General features: G+C 42.2%; 14 protein-coding genes and 1 pseudogene. 7 read left to right on the top strand and 8 right to left on the bottom strand.

Annotated elements, in window-relative coordinates:
- Positions 1 to 3: 3 nt before the first annotated feature.
- The 4 genes from RUMAL_RS03960 to RUMAL_RS03970 all read right to left on the bottom strand — a co-directional run bounded on the left by RUMAL_RS03960 (position 4) and on the right by RUMAL_RS03970 (position 4511).
- On the bottom strand, positions 4 to 1119 hold the full coding sequence (locus RUMAL_RS03960) for a hypothetical protein (RefSeq protein WP_013497491.1): 1116 nt from the start codon (positions 1117 to 1119) through the stop codon (positions 4 to 6).
- 325 nt (positions 1120 to 1444) lie between these two features.
- The gene (locus tag RUMAL_RS03965; RefSeq protein WP_013497492.1) at positions 1445 to 2770 is read right to left on the bottom strand and encodes an IS200/IS605 family element transposase accessory protein TnpB; all 1326 of its coding nucleotides are present in this window, start codon (positions 2768 to 2770) and stop codon (positions 1445 to 1447) included.
- Positions 2771 to 2788: 18 nt separating this feature from the next.
- Positions 2789 to 2908 carry a transposase gene (locus RUMAL_RS22910; RefSeq protein WP_080678386.1) on the bottom strand — a complete coding sequence of 40 codons (120 nt, stop codon included), beginning with the start codon at positions 2906 to 2908 and terminating at the stop codon, positions 2789 to 2791.
- A gap of 355 nt (positions 2909 to 3263) precedes the next feature.
- A complete protein-coding gene (locus RUMAL_RS03970) occupies positions 3264 to 4511 on the bottom strand; it encodes a DUF3810 family protein (RefSeq protein WP_013497493.1) in 1248 nt (415 codons plus the stop codon).
- Positions 4512 to 5009: 498 nt separating this feature from the next.
- On the opposite strand from RUMAL_RS03970, the pseudogene RUMAL_RS20540 reads away from it, so the two are divergent.
- A pseudogene (locus tag RUMAL_RS20540) lies at positions 5010 to 6113 on the top strand (BspA family leucine-rich repeat surface protein); the annotation flags it as partial.
- Between the two features lie 691 nt (positions 6114 to 6804).
- Positions 6805 to 8847: a leucine-rich repeat domain-containing protein gene (locus RUMAL_RS20545; protein WP_013497495.1), complete on the top strand. Its 2043-nt coding sequence runs from the start codon at positions 6805 to 6807 to the stop codon at positions 8845 to 8847.
- A gap of 181 nt (positions 8848 to 9028) precedes the next feature.
- Here RUMAL_RS20545 and RUMAL_RS03985 read toward each other — a convergent pair whose 3' ends face one another.
- Positions 9029 to 9550 (bottom strand): TetR/AcrR family transcriptional regulator C-terminal domain-containing protein, encoded by a 522-nt coding sequence (locus tag RUMAL_RS03985; protein WP_013497496.1) that lies wholly within the window; start codon positions 9548 to 9550, stop codon positions 9029 to 9031.
- Positions 9551 to 9674: 124 nt separating this feature from the next.
- Between RUMAL_RS03985 and RUMAL_RS22235 the strand changes: the two genes are divergently transcribed.
- From RUMAL_RS22235 to RUMAL_RS22680, 5 genes are all read left to right on the top strand, one after another.
- Positions 9675 to 9965 carry an NAD(P)H-dependent flavin oxidoreductase gene (locus RUMAL_RS22235; protein WP_050793261.1) on the top strand — a complete coding sequence of 97 codons (291 nt, stop codon included), beginning with the start codon at positions 9675 to 9677 and terminating at the stop codon, positions 9963 to 9965.
- A 108-nt stretch (positions 9966 to 10073) separates the two neighbouring features.
- Positions 10074 to 10202: a hypothetical protein gene (locus RUMAL_RS22675; protein ID WP_272868100.1), complete on the top strand. Its 129-nt coding sequence runs from the start codon at positions 10074 to 10076 to the stop codon at positions 10200 to 10202.
- On the top strand, positions 10199 to 10645 hold the full coding sequence (locus RUMAL_RS22240; protein ID WP_050793262.1) for a nitronate monooxygenase: 447 nt from the start codon (positions 10199 to 10201) through the stop codon (positions 10643 to 10645). The genes RUMAL_RS22675 and RUMAL_RS22240 overlap by 4 nt, the downstream gene beginning before the upstream one ends.
- A 2-nt stretch (positions 10646 to 10647) precedes the next feature.
- Complete coding sequence (locus RUMAL_RS03995) at positions 10648 to 11529, top strand: radical SAM protein (protein WP_013497497.1); 882 nt, start codon at positions 10648 to 10650, stop codon at positions 11527 to 11529.
- Positions 11526 to 11648, top strand: a complete 123-nt coding sequence (locus RUMAL_RS22680) for a hypothetical protein (protein WP_013497498.1) — start codon at positions 11526 to 11528, stop codon at positions 11646 to 11648. The genes RUMAL_RS03995 and RUMAL_RS22680 overlap by 4 nt, the downstream gene beginning before the upstream one ends.
- Before the next feature lie 148 nt (positions 11649 to 11796).
- Here the strand turns inward: RUMAL_RS22680 and RUMAL_RS04000 are convergent, their stop codons facing one another.
- From RUMAL_RS04000 to tnpA, 3 genes are all read right to left on the bottom strand, one after another.
- Positions 11797 to 13041, bottom strand: coding sequence for an IS256 family transposase (locus RUMAL_RS04000; protein ID WP_013497499.1), 1245 nt, complete (start codon positions 13039 to 13041; stop codon positions 11797 to 11799).
- Between the two features lie 164 nt (positions 13042 to 13205).
- A complete protein-coding gene (locus RUMAL_RS04005) occupies positions 13206 to 14081 on the bottom strand; it encodes an IS1595 family transposase (protein WP_013497500.1) in 876 nt (291 codons plus the stop codon).
- A 406-nt stretch (positions 14082 to 14487) separates the two neighbouring features.
- On the bottom strand, positions 14488 to 14964 hold the full coding sequence (gene tnpA, locus RUMAL_RS04010; RefSeq protein ID WP_013483574.1) for an IS200/IS605 family transposase: 477 nt from the start codon (positions 14962 to 14964) through the stop codon (positions 14488 to 14490).
- Between the last annotated feature and the right edge of the window lie 267 nt (positions 14965 to 15231).

Raw genomic sequence — 15231 nt, forward strand, 5'->3', positions numbered from 1 at the left:
CACCTATTCGTTATCTTTATGTAAGTATCTGTCTATTATTTCAACACCGGGTATACCAAAAAGATCATCCTTGATTTTTTTGATCTCTCCATCGTTTATATGTCGGTAATAATATCCTTCCTGTGAGCTGTCCAGGCTCTTTATGATTCTTGTGCAGCACAGTTTTGATTGTACAAGCAGCCTGGTTTTTTCTCTGAATATTTCATGAACTACCGATATCTCACTTTTTCTGCCGTTGCAGAGTTCTTCCTCATATATCTGAGTTATCATTTCGCTGTCATTGCAGTAAATTGTTTCTTTATCCGTCATGAAGATCTTTTCGCCCCAAGGCAATAAAGCTCCCTGAGCATAATTGCCGCCGATCTCGCATATCAGCTTCACTTCCTCAGACATTTCAGTTTTTTCAAGCTCGGGAGAGATCTCCTCACAGAATATCACTTGTCCGTCTTCGATGATCATACATCTGAGGCTGTTCTGTAATAGATCGTATATATATTCATGTCGAAGCTCCCTATCGGTAAAACTTTGGGTTATCACTTCGGTTTTTGAATGGGCATACCTGAGCGTGATCTGTGCTGTGTGAGTGCCATTGAATAGATTTCCCAGAGTATAAACATATTCGTTACCCTGTGAAGTTATGCTGCATGGCAGTTGTTTATTTATTCCGTTGACAGTACAGGATATCATATATCTGTTTCTGTTCCCTTTGATGTTTGAAAGCCTAAATGTTGCTTCTGCATCACTGTATATCTTTGAAAGAAAGTATTCGATGAAATTTTTGGAAAACATACCTGTGCCGAACGTCAGTACCTTTTCTTCATGCTTACTGCACTCAGCAATAAAGTTGAAACGCGTGGGGAAACTAAGTTTTTTACGTTTCTCAATTATCTCGGAAGTATAGTCGTCGAAACAGCTTTCGGGGTAATTGAGATACAATCGGTCTGCTGTTTTTGCCAGCATGGAGAAGTAGTCGTCATATTCACATAGATTGATATACTTATTTCCGTTATATATCACTATCAGTGCCTGTGTGTTATCAGGCATGGTGTAATATCTTATCAGATCTGCTTTTTCTATCTGAGATATTTCCAACTGAGTTCTGCTCATGAATGGTGTCATAGTTTACGCACTCCTGTACGCGTTAGAATTATAATATGGTTATCTTTTAGCACACCACATGATCTTACATTATTATAAGCGTTTATAAAGGATCTGTTATCTATCAGGTAAATTATGTGGTAACTTAGGTGCGCATGACTGATATCCATTAAATATTATATCATATGTATCAATAAAAGTAAAGCAACTGCAACGTGCTTGAATGTTAGCTTTAGTTGCGAAGCCTCACACGACTAAAGTCGCGTGCTTCCAATAGTGTCCTATAGGACACGCCCACTTTAGGAGGGCGGACTACGTTTCTACCATACAGCCTGAACTCAGAAAATTATGCTGTTGGAGCAATAAATTCCGCATTCAGGTTAACTAAGGTAGAGAACGTGCAGGTGCTTCTCTTACTGCATTGAGGGACTTTAGCCTCAATGAGCAACCTTGAATTCTCATCCAAGGATTTTAATATTTCACGTATGAAGTATCTTGCCCCTATATTATACGAAGCAGATAGATCACAGTTGTAGGTCTTGCCATTTTGAAATTTGCATAGCTCATAGGTATTGAAACCACCGAATTTACCACGAAGTACAAAACCACTGCCATCGTAGGCAAGGCGTGACGTATTCCATGCACAGATATGGCTTACTCTCATACCTAGTCTGTGAGCTTTATTCGTTACAATAGACTGAACTTCCTGACTGCGCCACAGCTTGAGTTTCTGCTTTTTAGAACCGCGGACCTTACCGTTCTTGTCTAAATGCTCAAATACAATAACATCTGCATTATAAAGAACAGCTATATCTACGATGCAGGCAGCAGTTTTAGTGGCAATGTCGTGATTGATTCCTTTGGCTTTTGCCCAAAGCCTTGGTGTTTTATAGTTACCATGCTGCTGAGCTTTTTTTATACGGTTAACACAATGCATAAGATGGTCTGTTTCTTTGGTAAGCTTATAAAAATGCCTTCCAAGAATAGTGCCATCTGAACGCATTACGGAAATCGTAGCTGCGGTGTTTATTCCAAGATCTACAGCAACAATGGTCTGTTCATACACAGATATATCTGCAAGTTTGACCTTTTCCTCAAACGGAAAGTCCAAAAACCACTCCTTGCCTCGTTTTTGAAGTGTTGGAGCGCATTGCTTGCGAAAATTGCAATGTCTGTATATATAATCCATATCAGACTTTTTAAAGTTTATCGTTATCCAGTCCCATGTATTACGGATGTAGACTTTGATCTGGGCAGTATAATCACCGGTCTGATTGTACATTCCTGTACGATACATTGACGGAAATGTATATCCTGCTTTTGGATACGATGGTTCTCTGCCTACAGGATCTTTTATCCAATTGGCGAGATTGCTTTTGTAAGATGATACCTTGCCTATAGCTTCGTTAATAGCACCACGGCGCAGATAGCTTGGCATCTTATAGAATTTTGTATCAAAATCATAAATTGGATCGGGATTATCTTTTGTAGAATGGATCAGTGTTTCAATATATGTGAGTTTACTCACCCCTTTGAATGAAACAATGTTATCCCATTTATCAAGACATACTTTGATAAGGTAATCTACAGCATGTCTGTATACGATAACGGTATCTTTAAAGATGTTGTTGTAATGCTTGATCTTAACGCTATAAGTCGTATATATCTGCATACTGTAGACTCCCTCCTTCTACTTAGTTTTTTGAGAATTAATGTAATCAGTTACCTGTTTAAGACTTCTGTCGCTTACAGTTGCTACAAAATACGATGGATTCCATATATATTTATTATAGTAGATTTTTTTAAGAATTTAAAATTTTATATACTTAAAAGTTGTTCTGTGTTTGTGTCACGCGTGACACAAACAGAATTCAATTTTTCTTTTTATGAGGTTTAATATGCAGAAAGACAGCTAAGCTTACACACTTAGCTGTCTTTCACTTAAGAATTATAGTATCTGACATTCTTAATTGAGGCTTACAGTTTACAAGACGAAGTATATGATCAGGACTTCCTGTATTTGGTAGTTCTTACGATATGGTATTACAATGAATATACATACCCTCGACCATGCGTAGCATCTTTAGGTATTGAAAATAAATTATTTATATTATACCATATGTACGGCAGGATGTCAAGAAATGCCGCCTAACTCATGACTAAAGTCACGAGCGTGCGGCGGCAAAATCGTCAAAGTACTGCAAAAGCAGCAGCACAGCACCGTCATAGCAATTTTCTTCGAGGATATCCTCCTGTATATCCCAGCCCACGTCGGCAGTTGCAGTTATAGCATCGTTTACTGCGGGCATTTCGTCGATGATGTGCTCATCCTCATCGAATATCTCAATTTCGATATCGTCCGATGCATCAAATATCATCTGTGCCCGTTCACTGATCTGCGGTTCGTTCTTATAATACTTGTCGTACAGAAACTGCATGGCTTCTTCCGCTCGCTCAGATTCTTCCGTTGAATCAATTGGTAGATGAACGTCAAGCTCGCCGCTTTCAATCATGCCGTCAAACTCTTTCCTCATTTCCACGTCGATATTCTCGTAATAGATGTCGCATATCCACCAATAAAGTGCATCAAAACCTGCAATACGCAGATAAGGATCCGGGCTTTGGGTAAGCGCAACTATGCTCAGCATTTCAGCCTCGTTTTCAAGAAAATAGCCCTTGTGGTGTGCAAGTTCATGAGCATCTGTAACGATGCGGTCGAGCGGTGACAGATACTTACTGCGAGTAGGCTCCATCGTAAAAGGATAGTTGTACCCCCCTATACCCATTCGGTCAAGTATATCCGAACAGAGCGCGGTTTTTACGGGTGGATAGTAACCATTCAAGCGGGGAAATTCTTCTCCCATAGACCGCATGGCATCTGCGATAAGGGACTGAGTATCTTCCGTAGTCGGGAAAATCACTTTACCATCGGAGGATATCTCTATTTCTTCAGCGGCAGAATTGATCCCGTCTACCGAATATCTTACAAGCTTTTCGATCTCATAAGGATCGAATTCTGTTCGGGTGTCTGTTTCACCCTTTCCGAGAACCGTCCCGCAGAAGGGTATGTACCAGGTCGGCATATAGATAAATACCGTACAGACGATCGCCATCAGCAGCGTTTTGAAATACACTGCGCAGAACCTGCGGTACCTATCTTTTTTGCGTAAGAAAATAAGAAGCAGCAGAAATATCACTGCCAATACCGTCCCTGCGATGCCGATATACATAATTATCTCACCTATCGCAAACGGAACAAGTCCCGTAGCGCGGCTTACACCGTTGCAAATATTATAGAAAATACTGTCCGTGTATCTGTCGCACAGGTTTGGAAAGAACCAAGCGAGCCCCATCACTGCAGAGCATATCAACAGAACGATCAGCACTCGCCAATATGCAGAAAGTTTCTTCAAAATGTCATCTCCTGTTTTACATAATTCACTGACGCTTATTATATCAGACGACATAAGAAAAGTCAACAGAACGGTTTGTTATACCTACTTGATATGCAGTCTTGTCACTGGTATACCTTATCAAATATATCTTATGTTTTTTGTACAGCGACTGTAGGAAAGTCATAAAATGTAAAGGGTCAAATCGGCAACAGGCCCTAAATATAAACTCACTGCTGTGAAGAATATACATTAATATATTTATCTATTATGTATAAGCAACGAATAATTAAGAAAACATGTCAATTTTATTGACAATAGCATTTTTGCGTGTTATAATAATTTTGCATTTATTGATATAATATCATATCCAACATTATTGATCGGGAGGGAATAATTATGAAGATGAAAAAAATATTAGCAGCAGTAATGTCGCTTTGTATGGTAACAGGTGCTGTCAGCTACGGTGCGCCTGTTATTTCACAGGGTATCACTGTACAGGCAGCAGAGGCCGAGTCGGATGAAACAACTCTTACCTATCCCACAAACATCAGAGTTGAATACAGTGAAAAATATCACCAGGTAAGGTTCAAATGGGATGAAGTGGAAGGTGCTGACATGTACGGCATCGCTGTATATCTTGCAGGCAAGTGGAAAGTTCAGACGCAGAACATCACCGATACAGTTTACACATCTCCCAAAAATCTCACACCCGGCATGACTTATAAAGTTGCTATTGCAGCAAGGGTTGACGGAAAATGGGACACTGAAAACGCAATTAAAAATGCTGTAACTGTTACCGTAAGAGGCAATAATTCCTATGTCAAGCCTGAAAAAGAAACCTTATATGGTGCGAGATTATATGTTATTGCCAATGAGATCACCTTGTATCTCGGACCTGATATAAGCTACGGCAAGGTTACAACGATCCCCGCACAAACTATGCTTACGGAACTTGGCGTTATGAATAATAGCAACAACTGGGTATTTACAGAATATAAGGGACAGTATGGCTGGGTGCAGCTCGTGGACGATTATGGAAAAAAGCAGATCAGCGTTTTCTTCCCTTCGGTAGACAAGCCTGTTATCTACCTCTATCCCGAAAAGGAGACAAACGTTCATGTTGAAGTCGAGCTGACAGAAGCTGATCTTGCCACAACCTATCCTAAGTACAACAACGGCTGGGATATAGTCGCTAAGCCTAACGGATCACTTGTGAACAAGGTTGACGGAACTCATCACAGATATCTGTTCTGGGACGCAGTAAACTGCCGTACAGCATTTGATTTTTCCAAGGGATTCTGTGTAGCAGGCAGTGATACTGAGAGTTTCCTCAAAGAGAAACTCAGCTATATGGGACTGAGCGAAGATGAGATGAATGAATTTATCGTATACTGGCTGCCTAAAATGGAGCATAACGAGTATAATCTCATTTCCTTCCAGAGTGAAAAATATACAGATTCCGCCAAGCTGAACATAACCCCCGCACCCGACAGTATGCTGCGCGTATTCATGACATATGTACCACTTGAAGAGGCTGTGGACATCGAACCGCAGGAGCTTTCCACATTCGAAAGAAACGGATTTACAGTCGTTGAATGGGGCGGTTCCGAAATAAAATAATAATGTATAGTAATCGACATTGAAATTGCTGCTTTGCGAACTTCGCAAAAGCATATATCAATCTTTTACTCGTTCCCAAAGTGCAATTACTTATGTCGTTTAACGATAACATGATGCATTTTTAAAGGGCTGTGTCAGCCGTGTGAGAGATAATGATCTCATGCGGCTGGTCACGGTCCTTGTTTTATATTTCGTTACTTCGTGAGCGTAATATACAGATGTTGATCCCTTGCATGATCTTAGTTTTAGGTGTGCGGGATATTATACTACTACTCTTTTATTGCATTGACGGTACACTGTACTGAAAGTAAGAATAACCGAGTTTTTCGGATCATATGTCTCAAAAACATGGAAGTATTCTGTGCCGGCGGGATAACCGGATCTTCTTATGTCGATCAAGCTCAAGAGTGCTGATATCGAGAGCAAGGACATGATAAGGTCTGAAGGTAAAGTTCTGAAAAATAAAGGCGAAGAATTACCTAGAACCTGCCGGTGATGTTGCTTTGGTACGGGTTTGATACTTTCCGCAGTTCGGAATATTGTATTCGCATACATAAGGTTTTTCAACGATATTTTAAGTATTAGTATACAAAAATAAAGTGAGATAATTGTGTGTTTTTGTAATTGGAAATTATAATAATATATGATATAATTAAATATTATATGATTATATTTTGAGGAGGCAATTATTATGAATAAACGTTTATTATGCGGACTGGCTGCACTGGCCGTTGTCTTTTCGGGCGCGGGGACGCTGCCTGCTGGGATTTTTGAGGGCTTTTCTCTGAGGGCTAACGCGGAATCGTCCGGGAAGTATGCGGATTTCTCTTATATTGTACATGACGACTGTATAGAGATTCTCCAGTACTACGGTACTGACGAAATAGTTACTGTTCCTTCCGAGATCGACGGAAAAGCTGTTACAAGCATCGGCTCATATGCTTTCTATTCGTGCCCTGGACTTAAAAGCGTAATTATCCCCGACGGCGTGACACGTATCGGCGATTTCGCTTTCTATGAAAGCGAAGTTGAAAGCGTAACTATCCCGAATACAGTAGAAAGCATCGACGAATACGCTTTCTGCAAATGCAAAGGCATTAAAAGCATTACCATCCCCGGCAACAAAACGCACATCGGCAACAATGCTTTCCGAGACTGCCAAAACCTTGAAAAGGTAATTCTCTCGGACGGTGTGTCGTATATCGGCAGATATGCTTTCAGCGGTTGCTATGCTCTTTCAGGCATAAATTTACCTGATAATATCACAAGCATTTGCGCGGGTACTTTCAACAGATGCTACGATCTCGAAAATGTAACTATACCTGACAGCGTTACAAGCATCGATGATTATGCTTTCTGCGGTTGCACAAGCTTTGATGACATTACTATCCCGGAAAGCGTAACAAGCATTGGCAATGGTGCTTTTTCCGAGTGTTCAAATATTAAAAGCTTTACTATTCCTGACAGCGTTACAAGCTTTGGCGATGCTGTTTTTTACGGCTGCACAAGCCTTACAGACGTAAAACTCCCTGACGGCTTGACAAAACTTGGCAATTATATGTTCGGCGACTGCAAAAGCCTTGAAAGCTATACTATACCTGACGGCATTACAAGCATCGGCGAAAACGCCTTTGAAAGATGCCATAACCTTAAAAGCATTATTATACCGGATACTGTTACAAGTATTGGTGATTCTGCTTTTCAAAGCTGCACAAGCCTTGCAGACATAAAGCTGCCGAAGGGCATTACACGCATTGGCACTTCAGAGTTCTGTGGCTGTTCAAGCCTTGCCGGGTTTACTATCCCTGACAGCGTTACCAGCATCGGCTCCTGCGCTTTCGAGGACTGCACAAGCCTTACAGGTATTACTGTCCCTGACAGCGTTACAAGTATTGGCGGTTATGTTTTTAGCGGCTGCACAAGCCTTACAGACGTAAAGCTGCCGAAGGGTATTACAAGCATTGGTTATTCAGCCTTCGATGGCTGCTCAAGCCTTGCAAGCATCACTATCCCTGACAGCGTTACTAACATCGGCGACTGGGCTTTTGCCGACTGTTCGAGCCTTACAGGAATTACTATCCCGGACAGCGTTACTAACATCGGCGAGTGGGCTTTTGCCGACTGTTCAAACCTTACAGATATTACCATCCCAAACAGTGTGACCTTCATCGGCAAATGGGCTTTCGGCGGCTGCACAAGCCTTACAGACATTACTATACCGGAAAGCGTTACAGACATCGGAGAGTCGGCTTTCATTAACTGCTCAAACCTTACAGGCATTTCTGTACCAAAAAGCGTTATGACCATTGGCAAAAATGCTTTTGGGTATCATTATGAATATAATAATTATTATGGTAGTGTATATAAAAAGGCTGACGGCTTTACAATAAAAGGCTATAAAGGCACTGCCGCCGAGACCTACGCGGACAAAAACGGCTTTAAGTTCACAGCCCTTGACGGAACCGCTGAGAGATATCCAGTTGTCAAGTCCGAGGTTCGTGGCAGACAGTTCAGGTTAAATTGGACTGATGTTGCGGGAGCGGAAAAGTACGGTATAGCTGTATATCAGGCTGGCAAATGGCGCGTAAAGGTTCAGGTCAATGGAAATGTTACAAGCTACACATCGCCCAAGGTAGAAACAGGCACTTATAAAATGGTAGTCTGCGCCAAGGTAAACGGCGAATGGGATACAGGAAGTATAAACAAGAGAGCTTTCAATGTTACAATAGAATGACCTGAAATATAAAAAGAATATCCGTAAAAACAAGCGGCAGAACGTCTAAAAGCGAGCGTTCTGCCGTTGTTTTTTACTGCATATATTTACCGCCTGTTTAATACACTCAATTATATCACAATGACAGATTACATAATGCTTTTTACTACTCTCAATTTCTGATATTATCCAGTTCCGATGCTCAAAAGTATATCTCTTTCATATTCTCCGGCATAGCAGCAAACATCATCTGCACCACAGTTTCCGCCGAGGTAGTATTATCGTTAAGCAGCCATTCTTTTGTCATACCGACGCAGCCGTAGCAATACAACCGAATAGAGTATTTAAGCTGAGTATCGAGAATATCGGTATTCAGCTTTTCTTTTGCGATCAGCTCATAACGCTTGACGAAATATTCAAGCATATATTGCCACAAAGCGTTCTGCGAAACATCATCATAGGCTCGCTTGTAGAAGATGAACTCCTGCCGCATTTTCGCCATGCCCTGAGCTGCCGACTCCGCTGAAATAACGTCTGTATCATAGGCATCGCTGAGGAATATCCATGCCACAAGATCATACTTATCTTTGAAATGATAATAGAAAGTGGGGCGCTCGATCTCTGCAACACGGCATATCTCGGTCACTCTGATCTTGTCCAGGGGCTTGGTTTTCATAAGTTCTTTCATCTTGTCTGCTATCCATATCTTAGTGCGTTCAGCCATTTTTATCACTCCATTTTCTTACAGAATTTAGATTGTGTAAGACTTTCTATCATAATTATAATTCTGTATATTGAAAAAGTCAAGTACTTCGGGTAAAATAATATCAACAAAGGCGACAGCCTGCATGAAAGGAAATGATCTCATGAACAGAGTATGTGAAATTTTAGGAATAACCAGACCAGTCATTCAGGCACCTATGGCTTGGATAACCTCATCAGACCTCGTTGCCGCCGTATCTAACGCAGGCGGACTTGGTGTTCTCGGTACAAGTGCAGATTTTACGGAGATCGTTAAGGGTGTGGAGGAAACAGTAGAGGAAATGCGAAAGACCATCCGCAGAACAAAGAAGCTTACAGACAAGCCGTTCGGAATCAACGTATTCCCGAAAGCGGCAGACCCCTACGGTTTCAGCTAAGCGACGATCAGGCTGGCAAAAGAAGAAGGCGTAAAGGTACTGGTCGTTGCAGGTAATATTTCTGCCGATGAGATAAAGGCTTGGAAGAATGATGGATTCATCGTTATCATGCGTGAGCCTAATCCTACCGTCCGTGGAGCGATAGAAGCAGAAAAGGCAGGTGCGGACATCATAGTTGCAACAGGCTGTGACGAGGGCGGCTGTATGCCGTCGCTCACTTCGGGAACAACTGCGTGACGGCTCTGCTTTCGGAGTATGTGAATATCCCCGTACTTGCAGCAGGCGGTATCGTCAATGAGAAAATGGCACTCGCCGCAAAGGTCGTGGGAGCTGAGGGCGTATTCGTCGGCACACGGTTCATTCTCTCAAAGGAGTGCAGAGCTGCCGATGCTACAAAAGCTGATATTATGGCAACTCACCCCGATGATTATATCGTGTTCACGCAGATGAACGGTAATGCCCGTTGGAGAACAACTCCCCATAAGCACGGATTTGAGGGACTTGAAGCCAACAGGCGTGGTGACCTGAATCCGCCGTCGGGCAGCTTCTTCTACGGTATGCTCAAAGGTGATCCCGATGCCGGAGTGAATACCGTTGCAAACGTCACAAGTCTTATCAAGAGCATTGACAGCTGTGAAGATATTGTAAATGAGCTTGCAAGGCCGTTTGAGGAGGTATAAATATGCATTTTACAGGCACAGTTTACCGCAACCCCTATTGGGAGACATTTCCGCTGTTGCAGATAACCCAGGGCTGCACCCACAACAAATGCAAATTCTGCACAATGTACCGTGATGTGCCTTTCAAGCTCCAGCCTATGGAGTGGATCGAGGAAGATCTCAAAGAGATCGCAAAAGTTGCTCCCGATGCAAGTACGATTCAGCTTCTCAGCGCCAATCCGATTGCTATGACCTATGACAAGCTCGCCCCGATACTCGAAATGATAAACAGGTATCTGCCGAAAATGGAATACATCTACGCAGCCACCAGAGTTACCGACATTCGCAATAAGACCGTAGAACAGCTTAAAAGCCTGAAAGAAATGGGCTTGCGTGAGATCTCCCTCGGTATTGAAAGCGGAGACGACTTTACTTTGGAGCGTATCAATAAGGGCTATACTTACGCAGATATACTGGAGCAATGTCACAAGCTCGAAGATGCAGGTATCGACTACTGGATGACTTTCCTCAATGGCGTGGCAGGCAGAGAACACAGTCATGCCCATGCCGTCAACTCCGCAAAGATATTCAGCCAGTGCAAACCGATGCTTGTCGGCACAGGCGGTCTGACACTGTTTCCCGGCACTCCGCTTTTAAAGGAAGCGCATAGGGGTGAGTTTACACCGCTTCCCGAAAAGGAAATGCTTATAGAGCTTAAAACCTTTGTGGAGAACCTGACCTGTTACTGTTCGTTCATCACGCATCACACGGTTTCGGGCAAAAACCTGACAGGTCCGGACTTTCTGAAACGCAAGGAGAGTATTATCGCAGCTCTTGAACGTGAGATCAGTCATGGCGATTTGGACGCTATGGCGGCGATCAGAAGTGGCAAGAGGTCACTATGAGTATCGAGAATTTTGAAAAAACGGACGAACTTTTCTCTCTCGGTCTCAACTGCGGACTATGCAGATACCGTCTGCTTGGCAACTGCAACAGCTGTTTTAAGGACAGCAGCTTCAAGTAATTATTCTATCTGATTATCCGAGTCAATCCCAAATTCTGTGTAAACGCAAAATAGTGCAATAGAAAAGTGTATGATGAGACCGATTGTGAAAGCAGTCGGTCTTATCTGCATATTAGCACATGATTATTTGATTGTCAAGATATAAGTGTTATTCCGGGATCCTGTCGCCGTAGTATATCACAAGCTGAGCGTATATCTGGCTCCAGTCCTGACGACGCCCAGTCCACTTTTTCGTGATGTCCTTCATAGCCAGATACAGCATCTTGAAAAGGCTGTCATCTGTAGGAAATACGGATTTTGTTTTGGTCACTTTCCTAAGCTGACGGTTGAATCCTTCGATTGCATTGGTGGTATAGATCAGCTTCCGAAGCTCCTGCGGGAACTTGAAATATGTGCTGAGATTAGGCCAGTTTTCGTACCATGACTTTGAGATCTTGGGATATTTGCTGTCCCAGACAGCGGCAAATTCGTCCAGAGCGTCCAGAGCAGCTTCTTCAGTGGCGGCAGTATAGACCTTTTTCAGGTCGGTCATAAGCGCCTTGATATCCTTGTAGGAGACATATTTGCTTGAATTCCTGAGCTGATGAATGATACAGTTCTGGATATCAGTTTTCGGAAATACAGCCTCTATCGCCTGAGAAAAACCTGTCAGGTTATCAGTGCAGGCGATAAGAATATCATCAACGCCTCTGTTACGCAGACTATTCAGAACGCCTGCCCAGAATTTGGCACTTTCATTTTCGCCTACCCACATACCGAGAACGTCCTTCCTGCCGTCCATATTAACGCCTATCGCTATGTAGACAGCCTTTTTGATGATCTGTCCCTCGCTGCGAACGTGGTAGTGGATAGCATCAAGAAATACGACTGCATAGATGCTTTCAAGTGGTCTTTGCTGCCATTCCTTGGCTGCGGGAAGCACTTTATCGGTTATGCGGCTGACAGTAGTATCGGATATCTCAAGACCGTAAATGTCACGAATATGATCCTCAATATCAGACGTTGACATACCTTTGGCATACATTGAGATGATCTTGTTCTCCATATCCTGAGATATGCTTGTCTGATTCTTGGGCAGTATCTTAGGCTCGAATTCGCCGTTTCTGTCACGAGGAACTTCAATATCAACCTTACCCATACTGGTACGAAGAGTTTTCTTGCTGTGACCGTTACGACTGTTGTCGGTAGCCTTGTTCTTAACGTCATACGGCTCGTATCCAAGCTCGGAATCAAGCTCTGATTCAAGGCTACCTTCCATAAATCCGGCAAGTGCCTCCTTGAAAAGTTCCTGAATATCGTCCATGCTCTGAATATTCGCTGCCGAAAGAAAATCACTTATTAGCTCTCTTCTTGCTCGCTGCTCTTCTGTTTCATTTCTTCGTCTTCTGCTCATAATTAAAACCTCCAAAGTAGTGTCTCTTCTATTATACACTACTTCAGAGGTTTACACAAATTTTAGGATAGACTCGATTATCCCGTTTACACACCAATTAATTTGGTGTAATATCAGAACTAGAAATACTTGGCGGTTATCCCCTTAACACACCACAAGTAAGATCACTGCACCAAAGCAGCCAAAAGCCTTAAATACGCACTGTTTCCCAGCTTACGACGGTTGAATTTGTAACAGTATTCGGCAGCATATAACGCTGTGTGGATCTTTTCGTTTCCGTGGTAAGTTCCCATGATCATTGCTTTGAAGTTTGAAATAACTTTATGCATCCAGTTCAGCTGACCGCTTGTCGGATCATATGTCTCAAAAACATGGAAGTATTTCTGTGCCAGCGGTTTCTTGTAACTTCGAGCATTATCACTCTCGATCTTCGAGCCTGCGCGGATATTATCCCTGGCAAATCTACCAACAGTTATACCCTTTAAATTCGGCACATCGCTCATTTTAACGTACTCGGGATTTCCTGCTGCGTTCTTCGATAAAGCTACGATCATCTTGACTTTTTCAGTACCTCTGCCGCGCTTTTTACCGTGAGTCGGAGCACCGAGATACGTGTCATCAAGTTCAACGATCCCGTCGAGCAAATAGCGTTCTTCACGACATTTCATAGCTTTTCTGATGCGATGAAGGATGTACCAGGCTGTCTTGTAGGTCACTCCCAAAGACCTCATCAGCGTAACAGCAGAAACGCTGCATTTGTTGCTCATAATGAGGAATGCGGTGACTATCCACAGTCTGAGCGGAATATGTGTTCTGTGCATAAAAGTTCCGTTTGTGGCGGATATATCAGCTTTACAGAACTTGCAGCGCAGCATATGGCGTGACCTTATCCTGCGGTACTCAGAGCCACCGCAAAACGGGCAGGCAAAGCCCTTTTCAAAGCGGATATCAAGCAAAAAATCTTTGCAAAAGCTTTCATCTGCGAACTTTGAGTATATTCCATCAAGTGTGATCTCAGGTTTCGGAAATCTTTTTGACATAGCGACAGCTCCTTTCGGTTTCTGTCACTATTATACTATATTTCCCGGTTTTTGAGATCTGTTTATTTGGACAGCATTGTAAATTATCTGTGGTGTGTTAAAGGGATAACCATGTATAGTAATTCTTGAAGCTTATTTCTTGATGTTCATCTTAATCATAAAATTTGATTACTCCGGTTATCAACAAATAAACTCTGTAAATATTATAGATGAATATTTAGAATGATATCAGACGTTATAATTTCATGAAAAAGGCCCGAATAATCAAAACCACCCGTTAAACGGGTGGTTTGCACTAGCCCTATAAGGGCATGATACTGACACTACCCCTTAAGGGGTCGGGAAAGGTCTGTCAACCGCATTTCATTCCCGTGCAACCCCTCAAGGGGTATTTTGTATTCGTTTTCTACTTTTTCTTGTATTTTTCTCCTGTAAATGGGTCTACTGTCTCAAACAGGCTGATCTGGTCGCACACTATATCTTCCTGCAACTGATTCCTGATGTACTCTGCTATCTTTTTCTTGTTCTTTCCTACTGTATCAACATAGTATCCTCTGCACCAGAAGTGCCTGTTGCCATACTTATATTTCAGATTTGCGTGTCTGTCAAATATCATCAAACTACTCTTGCCTTTCAAATATCCCATTATCTCTGCTACACTGTATTTGGGCGGAATAGACAACAGCATATGTATATGATCAGGACACGCCTCTGCTTCGATTATTTTAACTCCTTTTTGATCACACAACTTTCTTAGTATCTTTCCGATATCCACTTTGATTTTATTATAAATCACCATTCTTCGATATTTCGGGGCAAATACTACATGGTACTTGCAATTCCACTTGGAATGTGCTAAACTATTTATATCGTCTCTTGTCATTGACGATACCTCCTTGTTATTCTAAGTTTCGGTTGCCAGACCTATTCTTAGTTTATCACAGGAGGTTTTATTTTTCTACTCATAGCTAAAGCTTTTTAGAACCCCCGGCATAGCCGGGGGTTTTCGGTTACAAAAAAACGCCTCACATAAAAGTGAGACGCTTATGTTGTTGATCAAACACATTCAAGAACGTGCTTATGCCATCTTTCTATGAATTCAGTCTGTGCTTTATTTCTTATCGGGCAATTATAAGCCAGACACTTCTGT

The organism is Ruminococcus albus 7 = DSM 20455 (genome assembly GCF_000179635.2).
GTDB classification, from domain to species: Bacteria; Bacillota; Clostridia; order Oscillospirales; family Ruminococcaceae; genus Hominimerdicola; species Hominimerdicola alba.